We start from the raw sequence: 16509 nt of genomic DNA, 5'->3' as shown, positions 1-16509 counted from the left end.
AGCGCTTAAACCAATGGTTTAAGCGCTTTTCCATTTTTATAAACGTTTATTCTTTCCATAACCATCAGGTAACACAAGGCTTCTTTTCTAAATTTATAATGCTTATTTTTGTTAGAAACCCTAAACATTCCCACGGTGTTCACTCATAAAACAGGCCATGAATACGCTTTAAAGCAAGATGAAACGGATGCGTTGAAATCCTTCAGAAATCAATTTCATATTCCGAAAGACACGCATGGAAACCCACTCATCTACATGACGGGAAACTCCTTAGGCCTACAACCCAAGCAAACCAAAGGTTATGTCAATCAAGAACTAGATGATTGGGCTAACTTAGGCGTAGAAGGTCACACCACTGGAAAAACACCTTGGTTGCCTTATCATGAATTTTTAACCGAAGCTATGGCCAAAATAGTCGGTGCCAAACCCATTGAAATTGTGGTCATGAACACCTTAACGGCTAACCTTCATTTTATGATGGTTTCTTTTTACCAACCGACTAAAACACGTTATAAAATACTTATTGAAAGTGACGCCTTCCCTTCAGATAAATATGCCGTAGAATCACAACTCCGCCATCATGGTTTTGATGATAAGGACGGTCTAATTTTGTGGCAACCAAGAGAAAACGAAGAGTTATTAAGATACGAAGACCTGGAGCGTATTCTTGAGAAAGAAGGTGATAGCATTGCTCTAATTTTAATTGGCGGGGTGAATTATTACACCGGGCAATTTTTCGACTTAAAACGCATCACTAGCCTAGGGCATCAACATGGCTGTAAAGTCGGCTTTGATTGCGCACACGCGGCAGGAAACACTAAATTAGAACTACACGATTCTGGTGCCGATTTCGCCGCCTGGTGTAGCTATAAATACTTAAACTCTGGCCCTGGAAGTTTAGCAGGCTGCTTTGTTCACGAGCGTCATGCTCACAATAAAGACCTCAACCGCTTTACGGGCTGGTGGAGTCATAATAAAAAAACGCGCTTTAATATGCGTGATGAATTTGACCAACTTCCAGGTGCTGAAGGTTGGCAACTGAGTAATCCACCTATATTATCAATGGCTGCCATAAAAGCCTCTTTAGATCTGTTTGAAACCGTTGGCATGGAAAAACTTATCGCTAAATCAAAAAAACTCACCAGTTATTTCGAGTTTTTATTAAATCAATTGGGCGAAGATACCATACGCATTATTACCCCCACCAACCCAGATGAACGCGGTTGCCAATTATCCATTCAAGTTAGAAATGCCGATAAATCTTTGCATGATAAATTAACCGAAGCTGGTATTATCAGTGATTGGCGTGAACCCGATGTTATTCGATGTGCGCCAACGCCATTTTATAATTCGTTTGAAGATGTTTATCTTTTAGTAGAAAAACTAAAATCTATTTTAAATCACAACCAACTTAAAGCCTAGCCATATGAAAAATAAGCAACAAAATATATTGATTATTGGAGCAGGCCTCTGCGGAACACTGCTTGCACTACGCCTAGGTCAGCGTGGCTATAAAGTTTCAGTTTATGAAAAACGTCCAGATTTACGAACCACCGAAATGGCTTCAGGACGCTCGATAAACTTGGCCTTTTCAGACCGTGGTAACAAAGCCATGAAATTGGTTGGCTTAGAAGAACAAGTTAAGGGGCTTTGTGTGCCCATGCACGGCCGATTAATTCATGATAAAAACGGTGACACTGTACAATCGAATTATAGCGGCAGGAAAGAAGAACATATCAATTCTATTTCCCGAAACGATTTAAACGCACTTCTTTTAAATGAAGCTGAAAAACATGCCCATGTCAACTTCTATTTCAATAGAACTTGTAAATCTGTTAATTTCGAACAAACAACAGCGCTTTTTCATGATGAAGGTTCTCAAAAAGATTTTATTGAAGATGCTGACGTGATTATTGCTGCAGACGGCGTAGGCTCTTCACTTCGCAGAAGTTATTTTTTAGATCGTGATTTTTTATTCAGTTTTTCACAAGACTATTTAACCCATGGTTATAAAGAACTCAGCATTTTACCCAATGAAAACGGTGATTACCTTGCCAAGAAAAATGCTTTACACATTTGGCCGCGAAAAGACTTTATGCTTATCGCGCTTCCTAATCTAGACGGAAGTTTTACCGTAACTCTTTTTCTGAGTTATGATGGTGGCCTGTATAATTTCAACAACCTCACAACCGAAGAAAAGGTTGTTGAATTTTTCAAAACAGAATTCCCAGATGCTTTGCTCATCATGCCAAATTTAGCTGCTGAATTTTTCAAGAACCCAACGTCACCGCTAGGCACTATAAAATGTTCGCCATGGCATTATAAAGGCAATACGCTACTTATTGGTGATGCGGCACATGCCATTGTACCATTTTACGGTCAAGGCATGAATGCGGCTTTTGAAGATGTCGTAGTACTCGATACGATTTTAGATATGAATTTAGGAAGCTGGGAAGCCACTTTCAAAGCTTATCAAAAAAAGCGAAAAATTGACACCGATGCCATTGCCGATTTAGCCATGGATAACTTCCAGGAAATGAAAGAGCACGTTATCGACCCTATTTTTCAGCAAAAACGCAAGTTAGAATTACTTTTAGAGAAGACTTTCCCAGCACATTATCATTCAAAATACGCCATGGTTACTTTTACCGAAGACCTTGATTATCATGTAGCCATGCTTCGGGGACGGGCTCAAGACCGCGCCGTTTTAACATTACTTTCAAACGGTACGATAAAATTAAACCCTAAACCCACTAAGGAAGATTTACAAAAATTCTTAGAGCAAATAAAACATGACACCAATCAAATTCTTGAAAACCAAAGACACGCCAGCTTAAAATATTAACGCATGAAAAAAACAGTCACTCCACGAGGCGCTTACCCATTAACCAAACGTGTTGGCGATTTTATTTTCGTTTCAGGAACAAGCTCCAGACGCGCCGACAACTCTATTGCAGGTGTTGATATCATAGATGATATGGGGACCAAAAAACTAGACATTGCCTTACAAACGCGAGAAGTTTTAAAAAATATAGAAAACCTCCTATCAAATGAAGGCGCCACATTAAGTGATGTTGTTGACGTGACCACATTTTTAGTCAGCATGAATGACTTTGCAGGTTATAATAACGCTTACGCGGAATTTTTCAATACGCAAACCGGTCCAACACGAACCACTGTTGCCGTACATCAATTGCCTCACCCCGATTTGCTCGTAGAAATTAAGGTGACGGCTTACAAAAAACAAGTATGAAAATTAAAAACTTCATAAACGGTGCTTTTCAAGAGCCGCTTTCAAAAGATTGGCTAGACAACATCAATCCCGCTTATGGTAAGGTTTATGGGCAAACGCCCAATTCTTCAAAAGAAGACATCGAACTTGCTTATCAGGCTGCAGAAAAAGCTTTCCCTTCATGGTCACAAACGTCTATTGAAAAACGGAGTCGGATTTTAATTAGAATTTCAGAATTATTAGAAGCTCAGCTTGATAAGTTTGGGGAAGCAGAAAGCAAAGACAACGGGAAACCACTAAGTTTGGCAAAAACCATAGATATTCCTAGGGCGGCTAGTAACTTCCGTTTCTACGGCAATGCCATCACTCAATTTTCAAGTGAAAGTCATGATAGTATCGGTGAAAACGCAATAAACTACACCCTGCGTCAGCCACTAGGTGTTGTTGGGTGTATTTCACCTTGGAATCTACCGCTTTATTTATTCACTTGGAAAATCGCTCCTGCATTAGCTGCAGGGAACTGTGTGATTGCTAAACCCAGTGAAATCACCCCGATGACCGCCTACATGTTAGGCGAATTATGCAACGAAGCTGGATTACCCAAAGGCGTTTTAAATATTGTTCATGGCTTAGGTGAAACCACAGGTCAAGTCCTTATAGAACACCCTGAAATCAAAGCTATTTCGTTTACAGGAGGTACTTCAACCGGCGCTCAAATAGCTAGAACTGCAGCACCTTTGTTCAAAAAATTATCCTTAGAGTTAGGAGGTAAAAATCCGAATATCATTTTCAGCGATTGTGATTATGAGTCCATGTTAGAAACTACCCTAAGATCCTCCTTTGCCAATCAGGGACAAATTTGCTTGTGCGGCAGCCGCATATTTGTTGAGGCAAGTCTTTACCAAAAGTTTAAAACCGATTTTATTAAAAAAGTAAAACAGCTAAAGGTTGGGCATCCTTCACAAGAATCAACAGATGTTGGCGCTATAGTTTCTAAGAGCCATCTAGAAAAAGTCTTAAATTATATTGAAATCGCTAAAACAGAAGGTAAGATTCTTGTTGGCGGAAATCAAGTCGTGATCCCAAGTTTTAAAAATGGTTATTATCTAGAACCGACCGTTATTGAGGTGAATTCAAATAATTGCACCATCAATCAAGAAGAAATATTTGGTCCCGTGGTAACTATCATGCCGTTTGAAACAGAAGAAGACGTTTTAAAAATGGCTAATGACTCCAATTACGGACTCTCAGCAACCTTATGGACGAACAACCTAAAACGCAGCATGCGATTAAGCCATCAATTAGAAGCTGGCATAGTTTGGGTAAACACCTGGATGTTACGCGACTTAAGAACACCATTTGGAGGCACAAAAGCTTCTGGCGTTGGTCGCGAGGGCGGTTTAGAATCCTTACGATTCTTCACCAAAGCCAAAAATGTGTGCATTAAATATTAACAAACACTCTGGTTCCCGTCAGACGTTCCTCTCCTACTATAGGGCACACATCAAATTGGGAGGTTAATAGGGTTATTGTATATGGATTTAAAAATAAAAAATAAAAATGCCTTAGTTTGTGGAAGCACCCAAGGTATTGGTAAAGCCACCGCTATAGTACTCGCTCAAGAAGGTGCAAACGTGACTTTGGTAGCCAGAAATAGAGAGAAACTAAAGGCGGCTTTAGAGGAACTGCCTCAGCCAGGTAATCACAGCTATATTGTTGCCGATTTCACAAATCCTAGAGATTTACAAGAGCAAGTGATCAAATTTATTGAAAATAACCACGGCTTTCACATTGTAATAAACAATACCGGAGGCCCTAGAAGTGGCGCAATTTTAACGGCTAGTTTAGAGGAGTTTGAAAATGCCTTTACCATGCACATAAAATGTAATCATGTTTTGGCTCAGGCCGCAATTCCGTTTATGAAATCAGAAGGCTTTGGGCGTATTATCAACGTCGTTTCAACTTCAGTAAAAGAGCCTATTCCTGGCTTGGGCGTAAGCAATACCATTAGAGGAGCTGTTGGAAATTGGAGCAAAACCCTTTCTGATGAAGTCGCTGAATATGGCATCACAGTAAATAACGTGCTTCCTGGATTTACAGACACAGAACGCTTAGCCGAAATTGTGAAAATTAAAGCTAAAGCCGAAGATGTCACTGAAGAAAACATGGCCGAAACCATGAAAACTTATACACCAGCAAAACGTTTTGCTCAACCTGAAGAAACAGCAAGTGTGATTACTTTTCTCGCTAGTGAAGCCGCTGCTTATGTAAATGGTGTGAATATTCCTGTTGATGGCGGGCGTACAAAATCCTTATAAGATTAGTGTACCCTTACACAGTTTCATTTTGTTCTAACGGAACAGGTAAAGCATAAAATCAAAACTGTTTTGAAACGCATCAAATAGTTGTTTCTTTTTTATCTTTATATCAAAGATTAATAAAAAAACTCAAATACCCGATTTGAGTTGCTCCTTTAAGGAGCTTAATAGGGTTTCTTAGCATGAGTCAGTTAACATCACCTATAAATTTTAAAGCTTGGATTGAAGAAAACAGGCACCTTTTAAAACCACCCGTTGGCAATAAAGTGGTTTGGAAAGATGGCGACTTTATTGTGATGGTTGTTGGTGGCCCCAATAGCCGTAAGGATTATCATTACAATGAAACACCTGAATTTTTCTATCAAGTGGAAGGCGATATTGTTTTAAAAATAATTGACAATGGTACGCCTAAAGATGTTCATATTAAGGAAGGAGATATCTACTTGCTTCCACCAAAAGTACCACATTCCCCACAACGTGGCGCCAATACTGTTGGTTTGGTAATTGAATACAAACGCCCTAAAGGTACGCGAGATGCTTTGCTTTGGTTTTGTGAAAATTGTGTCACCAAACTTTACGAAGAAGATTTTACCTTAGGAAACATTGAAACCGATATGCCTAAAATATTTGATAAGTTCTATGGTGATGAAAACAAACGCTGCTGCCCCAATTGTGGCGAAGTGATGCAGCCTCCTAAAAAAGTAAAAATAGATTAAAGCGCAATCATCTAGACGATTTCTCGAAAGAAGCATCGAAACACCTTAAAAAATGAAAGAAGCACACATGAGTTCCCACTCTTCAGGAATACTAGATAAGGCTAAAAAACTACGCATAAACGGGCATTCACACCTGTTACCCTATCCTGAAGACATCCCAGATTTCATGCGAGAAAAAGAAATCTTTTGGGTGGATAAAGAGCGTAAATTTATGCTACAAAAAGACTGGAGTCGCCCCGTAACGCATTCTAGTTTTTTTCTAGAAGAAAAGTTAGAGTGGATGGACCGCAACCACCTTGACCATGCGGTAGTTCTAAACCTATCACAATTATACGGCAACGGTTTACGTGTTGAAGAAATGAAGAAGGCCTTAAAATTTCAAAATGACTTTAATGCTAAAATACAACAAGATCACCCCAGTAAATTTACCTGCGGGTTTGTGGTACATCCTGGCTTCGTAAATAGTGCCTGTTGGGAAATTGAGCGCTGCGTAGAAACCTTAGGTCTACAATTATTATGTTTACCAACCCATTATATGGACACCATAGGCACCTGGCGTTGTATTTTTGATGAAGCTAATGAACCTATTTTTGAGTTGGCCAATAAATACAATTTAGCTGTGGAGATTCATCCTTATGACGGTGAAAAATTCATTAAACTAGAAAACACGTCGTGGCGTTTTCATCTTATTTGGATGCTCGCACAATGCGCTGATGCTTATCATTTTTTAACCTTAAACGGTTATCAAGATAAATATCCCAATATGCGAACTTGTTTTGCTCATGGCGGACAATTAGCACAGATTAATTTAGGACGCCGTATTCAAGGTTTTGATGGTAGACCCGATTTATTTGAGGGCAAACACCACCCTAGAAAAGCCGTAGGCCATAAAAACATCTTTTTTGATACTTTAGTTCATGATACTGGAAGCTTAGAATTACTTATAAAAAACCACGGTTCAAAACAAGTGATTATGGGCCTTGACGACCCCTACCCTTTGGGTGAAATGGAAAACGAAAAACAATCATCTTACCCTGGTAAAATCTTAGATTTGGCTAAAGAAAGAGAAATCATCAATCAAGAGGAGTACGATGCCATTTGGGAAAACAACGTGATTCAATGGTTACATGGTGACGATAAAGTAGCAAAAGAAAAGTTGATTAAAAGAATTTTAAGTTAATTTTGAAGCTTCTTAAGTATCAAGAATTAAACACAAAAACACATGCATTTTATTTCGGAAAACTTAGATGATTATGTTGTAAAACATTCTGAAAACGAACCAGAATTACTACAGCAACTCACACGTGAAACTTATCAAAAGATACTGCAACCACGTATGCTTAGTGGGCATTATCAAGGCCGTATTTTAAGTTTGATTTCAAAACTGGTCAATCCTAAAAATATTTTAGAAATAGGAACATACACAGGTTATTCGGCACTTTGTTTAGCGGAAGGCATGCAAAAAGAGGGTGAGCTCCACACTTTAGATGTTAATGAGGAATTATTTGATTTCCAGCGTAAATATTTTGACAAATCTGAGTACGGCCCACAAATTTTTCAACATTTAGGCGATGCTTTAGAGATCATTCCTAAACTAGATAAAACCTTCGATTTAATTTTTATTGATGCCGATAAAGAAAATTACCCCAACTACTTCAACCTGATTATTGACAAACTCAATGTAGGCGGTATCATATTATCAGACAACGTGCTTTGGAGTGGTAAAGTATTAGACCCCTTAAAACCTGATGATAAATCTACTAAAGCGGTTTTAGACTATAATACCCTCATCAAAGAAGACCCGAGAATTGAAACCGTACTTTTACCCATTCGTGATGGTTTGACGATTAGCAGGAAGTTGTGATTGGTGTTTGGTTTATTACCAATTATAACCTCCAAAAACAACTTAAACAAAGCTGGAGGTGAAGCCCAATATATTGGATAAGCAAACACCGAGTGATGACTTCATAGTATTAATTCATAAACTTCTCATACTAAGGCTTGAAAAATAAATTAATCAACCCATAACCCCAACAAATATTCATCCTTATAATTATCTATAGCATCGGAATAAAACAAAACATAGATACTATGTTCTTGATTATTGTCATGAAAATACGCGTATTGATATACACCTTGAGCTGATGATGTAGGCGCTCTAAGTTCTCTTTTAAGACTTACTAGAGGGGATGGTAAAGTGCCAGTAAATGTAAAAGATGGCAAGCCGAACTTATCAACTATTTCATCCATTTTTCCTCTTTCTGAACCGCTAAAATCAAGAGAATTATTGATTAAATATGGGTACGTTTGAATTATAACGTCTCCCTTATATGATTGTAAAATCCTACTGTATGTATTGATTTCTGCTGAAGTAATGATATTAGTTAGCGTATTTACGGTGAATAAAACGCCAGAATAATAGCCCCAGGTCTCCTCATTTCTAGAAGTGTGAAATAGTTTCCCATGTGGCTCTCCTAAGACTTCTAGCAGCCTCTCGGTAGTATCAACGTCAATCTTAATGCCTTCAACGATATTAGAGTTAACAACACCGTGTTCAACAAATTCTAAGTCTACAGATTGGGTTTCGGAAGATCCTCCATTAGAAAGTTCTACACTCACACTGCCTTCCAATCCTTTACTAGCGCTTATTTCATAAGTCGTTTTATCAATTTTACGAGATGTCATGTTGGGATCAGAAAACACAAAATCAACAGTACTAAAACTACTAGCATTCAGGGTTAATGTAATTGGTTCATCTGTAAACGATAAGTTTTCAGAAACAGATAAGCTCTCAAATACAACAGGAGTCATTGAATCTACATCACTAGAAGCATCATCACTGGAACAGGCAAGCGCTAAAAATGCAAAAATTAGGCAAGAAAAAATTAAGGTCGCTTTTTTCATTTGGTTATAGGTTAGTTTGTTAAATAAAACAAACACGCCACGCACCTATTTTATTTGAAAGGCGAAATATAATACACCCGTCAATAACTCTGAAATTTTATAGTGAGAAAATTCAATAATTATGAAGTTGTAATTAAAACAGAAATAATCAAATAAATAATATTGTAATTCACCTAAGACAGTAAGTTTTAAATATTATGAAGATGTAACTAATTAGCAAACACGCCCGCGTTAAGGATGGAGGCATTGTTGGAGCTCCTCGCAGAGAGCGACTGCCGAGAGCCTGACCCGCTAGGGTAACGCCCAAATAAGTGGTAGGATTTTAGAATTTACGTCGAACAGAACCGGTAAAGTCTTCAAGATCGTCTTTAACCTTGTCGAGTTCTTTCTTAACATCTGAAGTGATGCTGGTGTCAATACCGCTATTTTCGGCCGTTTTGGTGATTTCGTGCTTGATGCCGTTTGAAGCATCTTTAAGCGTGCGCATGCCTTTACCTAAACCTCTTGCGATTTCTGGTAACTTATCGGCACCAAATACCATTATGGCAATAAACAGTATGAAGGCTATTTCTGCACCGCTAATAAATAAGAATGTTGCTTGCTGTATCACGCTACAAATATACTAAGTTGTTTTGTTAGAATAAAAAAAAGCCGATTTTAAAAATCGACTTTCTTTTATAATTATTTTTACTGTTTTTAGTTGCTTGATTGACTTTTAAATTCATCAAACTCACTTGGCTGCTCTACTGCTGGCCATGTATTATTGTTAGTATCAACATCGGCAGTTTCTTCATTTGGATCTATTTTAATAGACACGATTTCTTTTTCTGAAGCAACGGCTTTAGAAACTTCGTTGTCGTTAAGTCTCCAAATTTGTGCCGGATAGGTTTCGTTTTTCTTAGTACCATCAGCATAAGTGTACTCTACAATAATTGGCATCACCAAACCTCCTGGTTTATTAAAAGTAATGTTGTAGAAATACTTTGGATTTTTAAGTTTTGCACGCTCTTCTGGCGTGAAGTTATCCATTAAGTATTCTTTTAACGGTGTGCTATGATCTAAAAGATTACCTTGAGACAATTCCACTTTATAATCTTCACTTCCTTCTTCAACCATAAACACTAACGGACGTAAGTTTTTCACATCAAAACCTTGGGCTTTGGCCATGTCTTTTACGTAAGCATTTGGCTCTGAAGACACAAAATATTTTTTAACCTCTTTGACACCGATATCAACCCAGTCAGTTGTATAGAACCAACCTCTCCAGTACCAATCTAAATCGAATGCTGAAGCGTCTTCCATCGTTCTAAAGAAATCTTCTGGAGTTGGATGTTTGAATTTCCAACGGTGAGCATATTCTTTAAAAGCATAATCGAACAACTCATGTCCCATTACAGTTTCTCTTAAGATGTTTAATGCTGTTGCTGGTTTTCCATAGGCGTTATTACCGAATTGGTAGGTATTTATACCTTTGGTCATGATTGGTGCAATGAAATCTTGATCACCGCCCATGTACGGTACAATCATTTTTGCTGGTCCGCGATCTGATGGGAAATGCTTATCTTTTTCAGATAAGGCTGCTGGATATTTTTCTCCGAAGTCTTGCTCGGCTACGTACTGCACAAAGGTGTTTAATCCTTCGTCCATCCATGTCCATTGACGTTCATCACTGTTTACAATCATTGGAAAGAAGTTATGACCAACCTCATGAATGATCACACCCATCATACCGTATTTTACACGATCGCTATACGAACCATCCTTTTCTGGACGCCCGTAATTCCAACAAATCATAGGATATTCCATACCTTGACGCTGCGCATGCACTGATATGGCTTTATGATAAGGGTAATCGAAGGTCATACGTGAATAGGTTTCTAAAGTACTAGCTACAGCTTTTGTAGACCAAGCTTCCCATAAAGGATTTCCTTCTTTAGAATAAAGCGATACCGCCATCACATCTTTCGATCCTACTTTAACGGCCATCATATCTAAGATATATTTTCTTGAAGTTGCAAAACCAAAATCACGAACGTTTTCTGCTTTAAGCTTCCACGTTTTAGTCTTTTCAGAAAATGATTTCTCGCGTGCTTCTGCTTCAGCTTGATTTGCTATAATTACAGGCTCTACAAATGATTTTTTAGCGTCTTCGTAGCGCTTCATCATGTCTTTAGTGTACACCTCTTTTCTATTGGTAAGCACCCCGGTTCCGTCAAGAATATGATCGGCAGGTACTGTAATATTTACTTCAAAATCTCCAAAAGGTAATGCGAATTCATCACGTCCCCAGAATTGTGAATTTTGCCAACCTTCTACATCGCTGTAAACGGCCATTCTTGGGTAGAACTGAGCAATTACATAAGAACGATTACCATTTTCTGGAAAGAACTCATAACCTGAGCGTCCGCCTTCGTCTACGTGATTATTAACGTTATACCACCATTTAATTGAAAATGAAAATTTATCACCACTCTTTAATACTTCTGGCAATTCAATACGCATCATGGTTCTATTAATCATGTGTGGTAAAGCATCACCATTAGTTAAAGTAACAGCTTCTATATGAAAGCCACGATCTAAACCATTTTGCAAATAATCATGTGTAAATTGTCCTGGTAGCGCAAAAGGATCAAACCCTGATGATTCTATTAATGGTGACTTTGAGTCTTGTGCTCGTTGATTTTGATCTAGTTGCACCCACAAGTACTTTAAATTATCTGGAGAGTTATTGGTGTAAGTTATAGTTTCATCACCTGTTATTTTAGCTAATTTGTCATCTAAAACGATATCCATTTTATAATCAGCTTGCTGCTGATAATAGGCTACACCTGGGGCTCCAGAAGCCGCTCTGTACATATTAGGAGTAGAAAACTCATCGTATAATTGCTTAAACTTATTGGTATTGGTGTGGCCTGTTTTTACTTGTTCCTTTTCTTCCTCTTGAGCATACATTCCAGAAGTTACAAACACTAATGAAAGGCAGAAATAAACGATTTTTCTCATATTTATTCTATTTTTCGGGTGGTTAATTTATTATTGGTTTGGATTCGTTTTATTAATAATTCAACTAAAAGTGAACGAAAGTACTCAAAATCAAAAGCAAATCCACGTAAAATTTAAAATTTTAACATGTTACTGTCTTTTTGAGCGTATAAAATGAAGCTTTTTTGCTTCGAATTGATTTTTGTTTTTACAATATTCTGTTGATCTGAAAAGAGATCAAAAAGCACTTTATTGCTCATTTCGAAAGTTTTTACAGCCCTTACTCCTTCAATTTCAAGGTAACATTTCATGATATCGGCTTCATAGGTTTTCCCTATAAACTTCAGGGTCATGTCTACCCCATTTATCTTTATATTTATTTTATCTTTTAAGTATTTAGTAATGTAAGTATCTGCCGTTGGTGTCTCATTCTCACCGGCTAGAGTAATCCCTTCATCATAGCGCTCACGTAGTAATAATTCAAAATCATCAATAAAAATTCTCGAAATGATTTGAACAGATTGTTTCTCTTCTACAAATTCTACTTGAGTCACACTTATATAGTATTTGTGTAAACTAGAAAATGCGCAAAGCGGAAGGATAAGCAACAACAGTAATAACTTATTCAATTTCATTCGGAGAATTTTTTGCTAAATTAAATATTTTAAGGGCATAAAGGGAATCTTAAGGACTTGAAAACGAATTTCATTCTAATTTTCGAGGTTTTCCATATATTGCTTATACTTTTTTTCTAAAAACTGAAATATTTCAAAATCTGTTTTCCCCTGACAAGCTTCTTCAAAATTTTCATCTTCCTCACAGAAATAGAAAAAATCATTTCTTTTATCTTCTGGTAAACTATGCAATTCAAAAAACGTTTCGGAAACTCTTAATTTTACTTTTCTTAATAGCTCCGACTTCCTTTCCATTTCAACATGCTCCTTTAAATATTTAGTACGACCTGAAATAGCATTAATTATAGGGTTTACTGAGACGTTTAAAGTTAAAACCTGAAGCAATAAGGTTTCAAAAGCGACACCATCACCATTAGCTTCGTATAAATTGCGCTCACTTTCTGTGGCTATTTTACCTGTATACCCAGGAATCCCAACATCATAAAAATTAATAGGGACTTCGCCTGTAGTATTCTCAATGTCAGACATTAAATCACCGGTTAACAGCCTTCCAACATTAACCTCATCGAGTTCATTTACTTGCTCTTCTAAGTGAACAACGATGATTTTATTTTTAAAAATGAATTCTGAAACAACCTGTTCGTGCGGTTTATGTTGTATGGACGAAAACATTAGGGTGTCATTCACTTTTACAGGAATAGTAAATTCACCTTGAGTATTGGTTGTTGTGAAACGCTGTTGGGTTTTATTGATGACATGTATATTCTCAACATTGGCACCACTTTTAATCTTTCCGAATAAATCAATGGATTGAGCTGTGACTAGAAATGCCCAAGAAAAAAATAAGGCAAACAGAAGGAGACGTTTCATTGTTGGTTTAGTTATAACAACAAAAAACGCATATAAATTCTTAAAGAACTATTAAACAGCTGATAAGGTTAAGTTAAAAACGATGAAGCCCTATTTTTTCATGTTTAAAAACTCAATACTTTTTTGGTTAAGGAACTCCAAAAACTCCATTTCTTTACCATAGTTAAGTAAATCATAATCATATGCATCTCGCTCTACATACTGAATAAATTCGTCCACACGGTGCTCTGGAATATTAAAATTATCTACTAAGAATTGAGCGCCAAAATAATGTTTAATAGATTCGATTGGCACTTCTGGAACGCCAGCTTTCTTTTTATCTGGAACGTTGGAACGGAAAATAGGGAGTAATAATTGATCAACAACATTGACAATATTCAATCCATTAATCATGTGTTGCTGTTGGTAGTTTTGTCCTAAATTTTCAACCTTGGTTTTGTTATCAGGTTTAAACTCATGGTCCATATTATTTTTAACTCCGAAATACAAGGCATCTAGCTGCGGTTTAAATGGAGCGGCTTCTTTTAGGTCTGTTTCTAAATTTCCCGTTAAGCCTTTTTCAGAAACGACAACCTCTTCTAACTTATTGATTTCTTCAATTAAAAAAAGTTTCATCCGCTTAGACTTTAAAATAGCCTCATTAACTTGAAAACTAATATTCTCATATTGAAGCGCACTGACATTGACCTCATCATTTAAAGCCACTTGTAATTTAAATTCACCTTGATCATTGGTAATGGTTCCTGCTTTAGCAGTTTTATTAAAAACCGTAATTCCTGAAAGGTCACCACCTTCTACAATAATTTTCCCTGAAACCTCAACCCGATTAATGTTTTGAGCAACCACTTGTAACGATAATAGTACGGCAATAAAAAGTAGTATTTTTTTCATAGATAAAATTTATTTCAATTTACCATTTTAATTGAAATTCATAAAGTAAAATTCTTTAAAGTTTTATTAAACCTTAATTTTGGTTAGTTTTATGGGCAAATAAAAATCTCATGAAGAACATCATCATTGCGAGTACCTCAACGGTACACGGCCTGGGTTATTTGGAATACATTTTAGAAGACTTGAAAGTCTTTTTTAAGGATGTCAAGCAGCTTATTTTTGTGCCGTATGCACGACCTGGTGGTCTATCTCATGATGATTATACCAGTCATGCGAGAACGGCTTTCGATAAAATCAATATTGAAGTGAAAGGTGTTCATGAATTTGAAAATCCTGCTGAAGCCATACAGCAAGCTGAAGGTGTTTTTGTAGGTGGCGGAAACACTTTTGTTTTAACCTATCAGCTCTATAAAAACAAGCTGATTGAACCTTTACAAAACGTGGTTAAAAACGGCACGCCGTACCTAGGAACAAGCGCCGGAAGTAATATTTGTGGTCTGACCATAAAAACCACTAACGATATGCCTATTGTATACCCGCCTAGCTTTAACGCTTTAGCCTTTGTTCCTTTTAATATTAATCCGCATTACTTAGACCCAGACCCTACTAGCAAACACATGGGAGAAACTCGTGAAACTCGAATTAAAGAGTTTCATCATTACAACACGCCTCCTGTAGTAGGTTTAAGAGAAGGCAGCTGGTTACATGTTCAAGGCGACTCTATTATTTTGAAAGGCGTTTTAGAGGCTCGTATTTTTGAATACAATAAAGCACCATACGAAATACCTTCAGGTAGTGAGTTGAATGTTTTGAAGTAAACTTTGGTTGTTGGTTTTAGAAGCGGTGATGCTTCTGGAGTTTGGTAAACCTTCTAATTCATACAAACTGCAGCATTATTACTATACCTGAATTCATTCCACATAAAACATAAAAAAACCAAGATTTGAAGCTTTCAAATCTTGGTTTTTTTTATTACAATCGTTCTTAGTTTTACTAATGAACTACATGGCTAAGAATGACTGAAGATTACAGATTCTACTCTTCATAAATAAGTTGTAATTGCTTCAGATTATTTTCCATTTCTTTAAAGTAATTACTGTTTTCAGGCACAGAATAAATAGGGTTTACAACAATGCTTTCAATATTCATTTTTTCTAATTTAGCTCTAGTCTCCTCTAATGGTTCCCCTTCCCAAATGAGGTAATTGAATTTTTTATCTGCTACTAAATGTTTGATTTCATGTGCATTTTTATGATTTAATTGATAATCGGGCTCCCAATGTAAACTACGTCCATTTATCTCATAAGCATCTTCAAAATACTGATAAACAGGATGTGAAAACACTACTGAAAGGTTTGGTTTTTTATTTGCAACTGCCTTAAACTTAGAATCTAATTCTAATAAGTCTTCAGATAACTTATCAAAATTCGCCTTAAAAACTGCTTTCTTTTCTGGGAATTTACTCAATAAATATGTAGCCATAGCTTCTGCTTGTTTATTTGCTAAGGCTAAATCTAACCATGTTGTTGATGCCATTTCCTTATGCTCATGAGCACCACCTTCACCATGACTGTGCGTAAAAACATGACCACTATCTAAAAGATCTTCTTCAACATTTTTTGTAGTATTTACTAAAATGGATTCCGGTAAAGAAATCGATGTTAACCATTTTTCATAAGAAGCTCCATTTATAAACACAACATCGGCAGCTTGCATGTTTACTACTGTATCCGATTGTGGTTGCCAGTTTGCAATTGATTTGCTATCCTGCATAGGAAAACGTAAATCCACGTCATTCCCCCCAATACGTTCAGCAAAATAATACAAAGGATAATTAGACACATAAACTACAGGTTTCTTTGATGTGATCATAGCCTGTTCTGTTTCCGAAGTTTTTTTATCGTTTTTACAAGCCATTAAGCTAAAAAGACATAGAACTAGTAATGAGATTTTTTTCATAG

16 protein-coding genes are annotated in these 16509 nt (G+C 36.8%); 9 read left to right on the top strand and 7 right to left on the bottom strand.

Annotated elements, in window-relative coordinates; genetic code table 11:
- Nucleotides 1-108: 108 nt before the first annotated feature.
- The 8 genes from kynU to F6U93_RS09365 all read left to right on the top strand — a co-directional run bounded on the left by kynU (nt 109) and on the right by F6U93_RS09365 (nt 8130).
- A complete protein-coding gene (gene kynU, locus F6U93_RS09400; protein WP_225312639.1) occupies nt 109-1422 on the top strand; it encodes a kynureninase in 1314 nt (437 codons plus the stop codon).
- Nucleotides 1423-1426: 4 nt separating this feature from the next.
- A complete protein-coding gene (locus tag F6U93_RS09395; protein WP_150939139.1) occupies nt 1427-2845 on the top strand; it encodes an FAD-dependent oxidoreductase in 1419 nt (472 codons plus the stop codon).
- Nucleotides 2846-2848: 3 nt separating this feature from the next.
- Nucleotides 2849-3253 carry a RidA family protein gene (locus F6U93_RS09390; RefSeq protein ID WP_150939138.1) on the top strand — a complete coding sequence of 135 codons (405 nt, stop codon included), beginning with the start codon at nt 2849-2851 and terminating at the stop codon, nt 3251-3253.
- Nucleotides 3250-4686: an aldehyde dehydrogenase gene (locus F6U93_RS09385; protein WP_150939136.1), complete on the top strand. Its 1437-nt coding sequence runs from the start codon at nt 3250-3252 to the stop codon at nt 4684-4686. The genes F6U93_RS09390 and F6U93_RS09385 overlap by 4 nt, the downstream gene beginning before the upstream one ends.
- Nucleotides 4687-4767: 81 nt before the next feature.
- A complete protein-coding gene (locus F6U93_RS09380) occupies nt 4768-5550 on the top strand; it encodes an SDR family oxidoreductase (protein WP_150939134.1) in 783 nt (260 codons plus the stop codon).
- A 182-nt stretch (nt 5551-5732) separates the two neighbouring features.
- Nucleotides 5733-6266 carry a 3-hydroxyanthranilate 3,4-dioxygenase gene (locus tag F6U93_RS09375; protein WP_150939132.1) on the top strand — a complete coding sequence of 178 codons (534 nt, stop codon included), beginning with the start codon at nt 5733-5735 and terminating at the stop codon, nt 6264-6266.
- 52 nt (nt 6267-6318) lie between these two features.
- The gene (locus F6U93_RS09370; protein ID WP_225312638.1) at nt 6319-7446 is read left to right on the top strand and encodes an amidohydrolase family protein; all 1128 of its coding nucleotides are present in this window, start codon (nt 6319-6321) and stop codon (nt 7444-7446) included.
- Nucleotides 7447-7488: 42 nt separating this feature from the next.
- Complete coding sequence (locus F6U93_RS09365) at nt 7489-8130, top strand: O-methyltransferase (RefSeq protein ID WP_150939130.1); 642 nt, start codon at nt 7489-7491, stop codon at nt 8128-8130.
- A 149-nt stretch (nt 8131-8279) separates the two neighbouring features.
- Here the strand turns inward: F6U93_RS09365 and F6U93_RS09360 are convergent, their stop codons facing one another.
- From F6U93_RS09360 to F6U93_RS09335, 6 genes are all read right to left on the bottom strand, one after another.
- The gene (locus F6U93_RS09360) at nt 8280-9170 is read right to left on the bottom strand and encodes a hypothetical protein (protein WP_150939128.1); all 891 of its coding nucleotides are present in this window, start codon (nt 9168-9170) and stop codon (nt 8280-8282) included.
- 322 nt (nt 9171-9492) lie between these two features.
- Entirely contained in the window at nt 9493-9780 is a 288-nt protein-coding gene (locus F6U93_RS09355; RefSeq protein WP_150939126.1) for a Sec-independent protein translocase subunit TatA/TatB, read from the bottom strand.
- An 86-nt stretch (nt 9781-9866) separates the two neighbouring features.
- Nucleotides 9867-12173 carry a M1 family metallopeptidase gene (locus tag F6U93_RS09350; RefSeq protein ID WP_150939124.1) on the bottom strand — a complete coding sequence of 769 codons (2307 nt, stop codon included), beginning with the start codon at nt 12171-12173 and terminating at the stop codon, nt 9867-9869.
- Between the two features lie 113 nt (nt 12174-12286).
- Complete coding sequence (locus F6U93_RS09345; RefSeq protein ID WP_150939123.1) at nt 12287-12787, bottom strand: DUF6702 family protein; 501 nt, start codon at nt 12785-12787, stop codon at nt 12287-12289.
- A gap of 75 nt (nt 12788-12862) precedes the next feature.
- Nucleotides 12863-13657: a peptidase associated/transthyretin-like domain-containing protein gene (locus F6U93_RS09340; protein WP_150939122.1), complete on the bottom strand. Its 795-nt coding sequence runs from the start codon at nt 13655-13657 to the stop codon at nt 12863-12865.
- Between the two features lie 90 nt (nt 13658-13747).
- A complete protein-coding gene (locus F6U93_RS09335; RefSeq protein ID WP_150939120.1) occupies nt 13748-14548 on the bottom strand; it encodes a carboxypeptidase-like regulatory domain-containing protein in 801 nt (266 codons plus the stop codon).
- Between the two features lie 110 nt (nt 14549-14658).
- Here F6U93_RS09335 and pepE point away from each other — a divergent pair, with 110 nt between their 5' ends.
- Nucleotides 14659-15366: a dipeptidase PepE gene (pepE, locus tag F6U93_RS09330; protein ID WP_150939118.1), complete on the top strand. Its 708-nt coding sequence runs from the start codon at nt 14659-14661 to the stop codon at nt 15364-15366.
- 217 nt (nt 15367-15583) lie between these two features.
- On the opposite strand, the gene F6U93_RS09325 is transcribed toward pepE, so the two are convergent.
- A complete protein-coding gene (locus tag F6U93_RS09325; protein ID WP_191963494.1) occupies nt 15584-16507 on the bottom strand; it encodes a metal ABC transporter substrate-binding protein in 924 nt (307 codons plus the stop codon).
- Between the last annotated feature and the right edge of the window lie 2 nt (nt 16508-16509).

It is taken from the genome of Pseudotamlana haliotis (assembly GCF_008806375.1).
Taxonomy (GTDB): Bacteria; Bacteroidota; Bacteroidia; order Flavobacteriales; family Flavobacteriaceae; genus Pseudotamlana; species Pseudotamlana haliotis.
The sequence above is the reverse complement of the archived record's forward strand: the minus strand, read 5'-3'. Positions and strand labels throughout refer to the sequence as shown.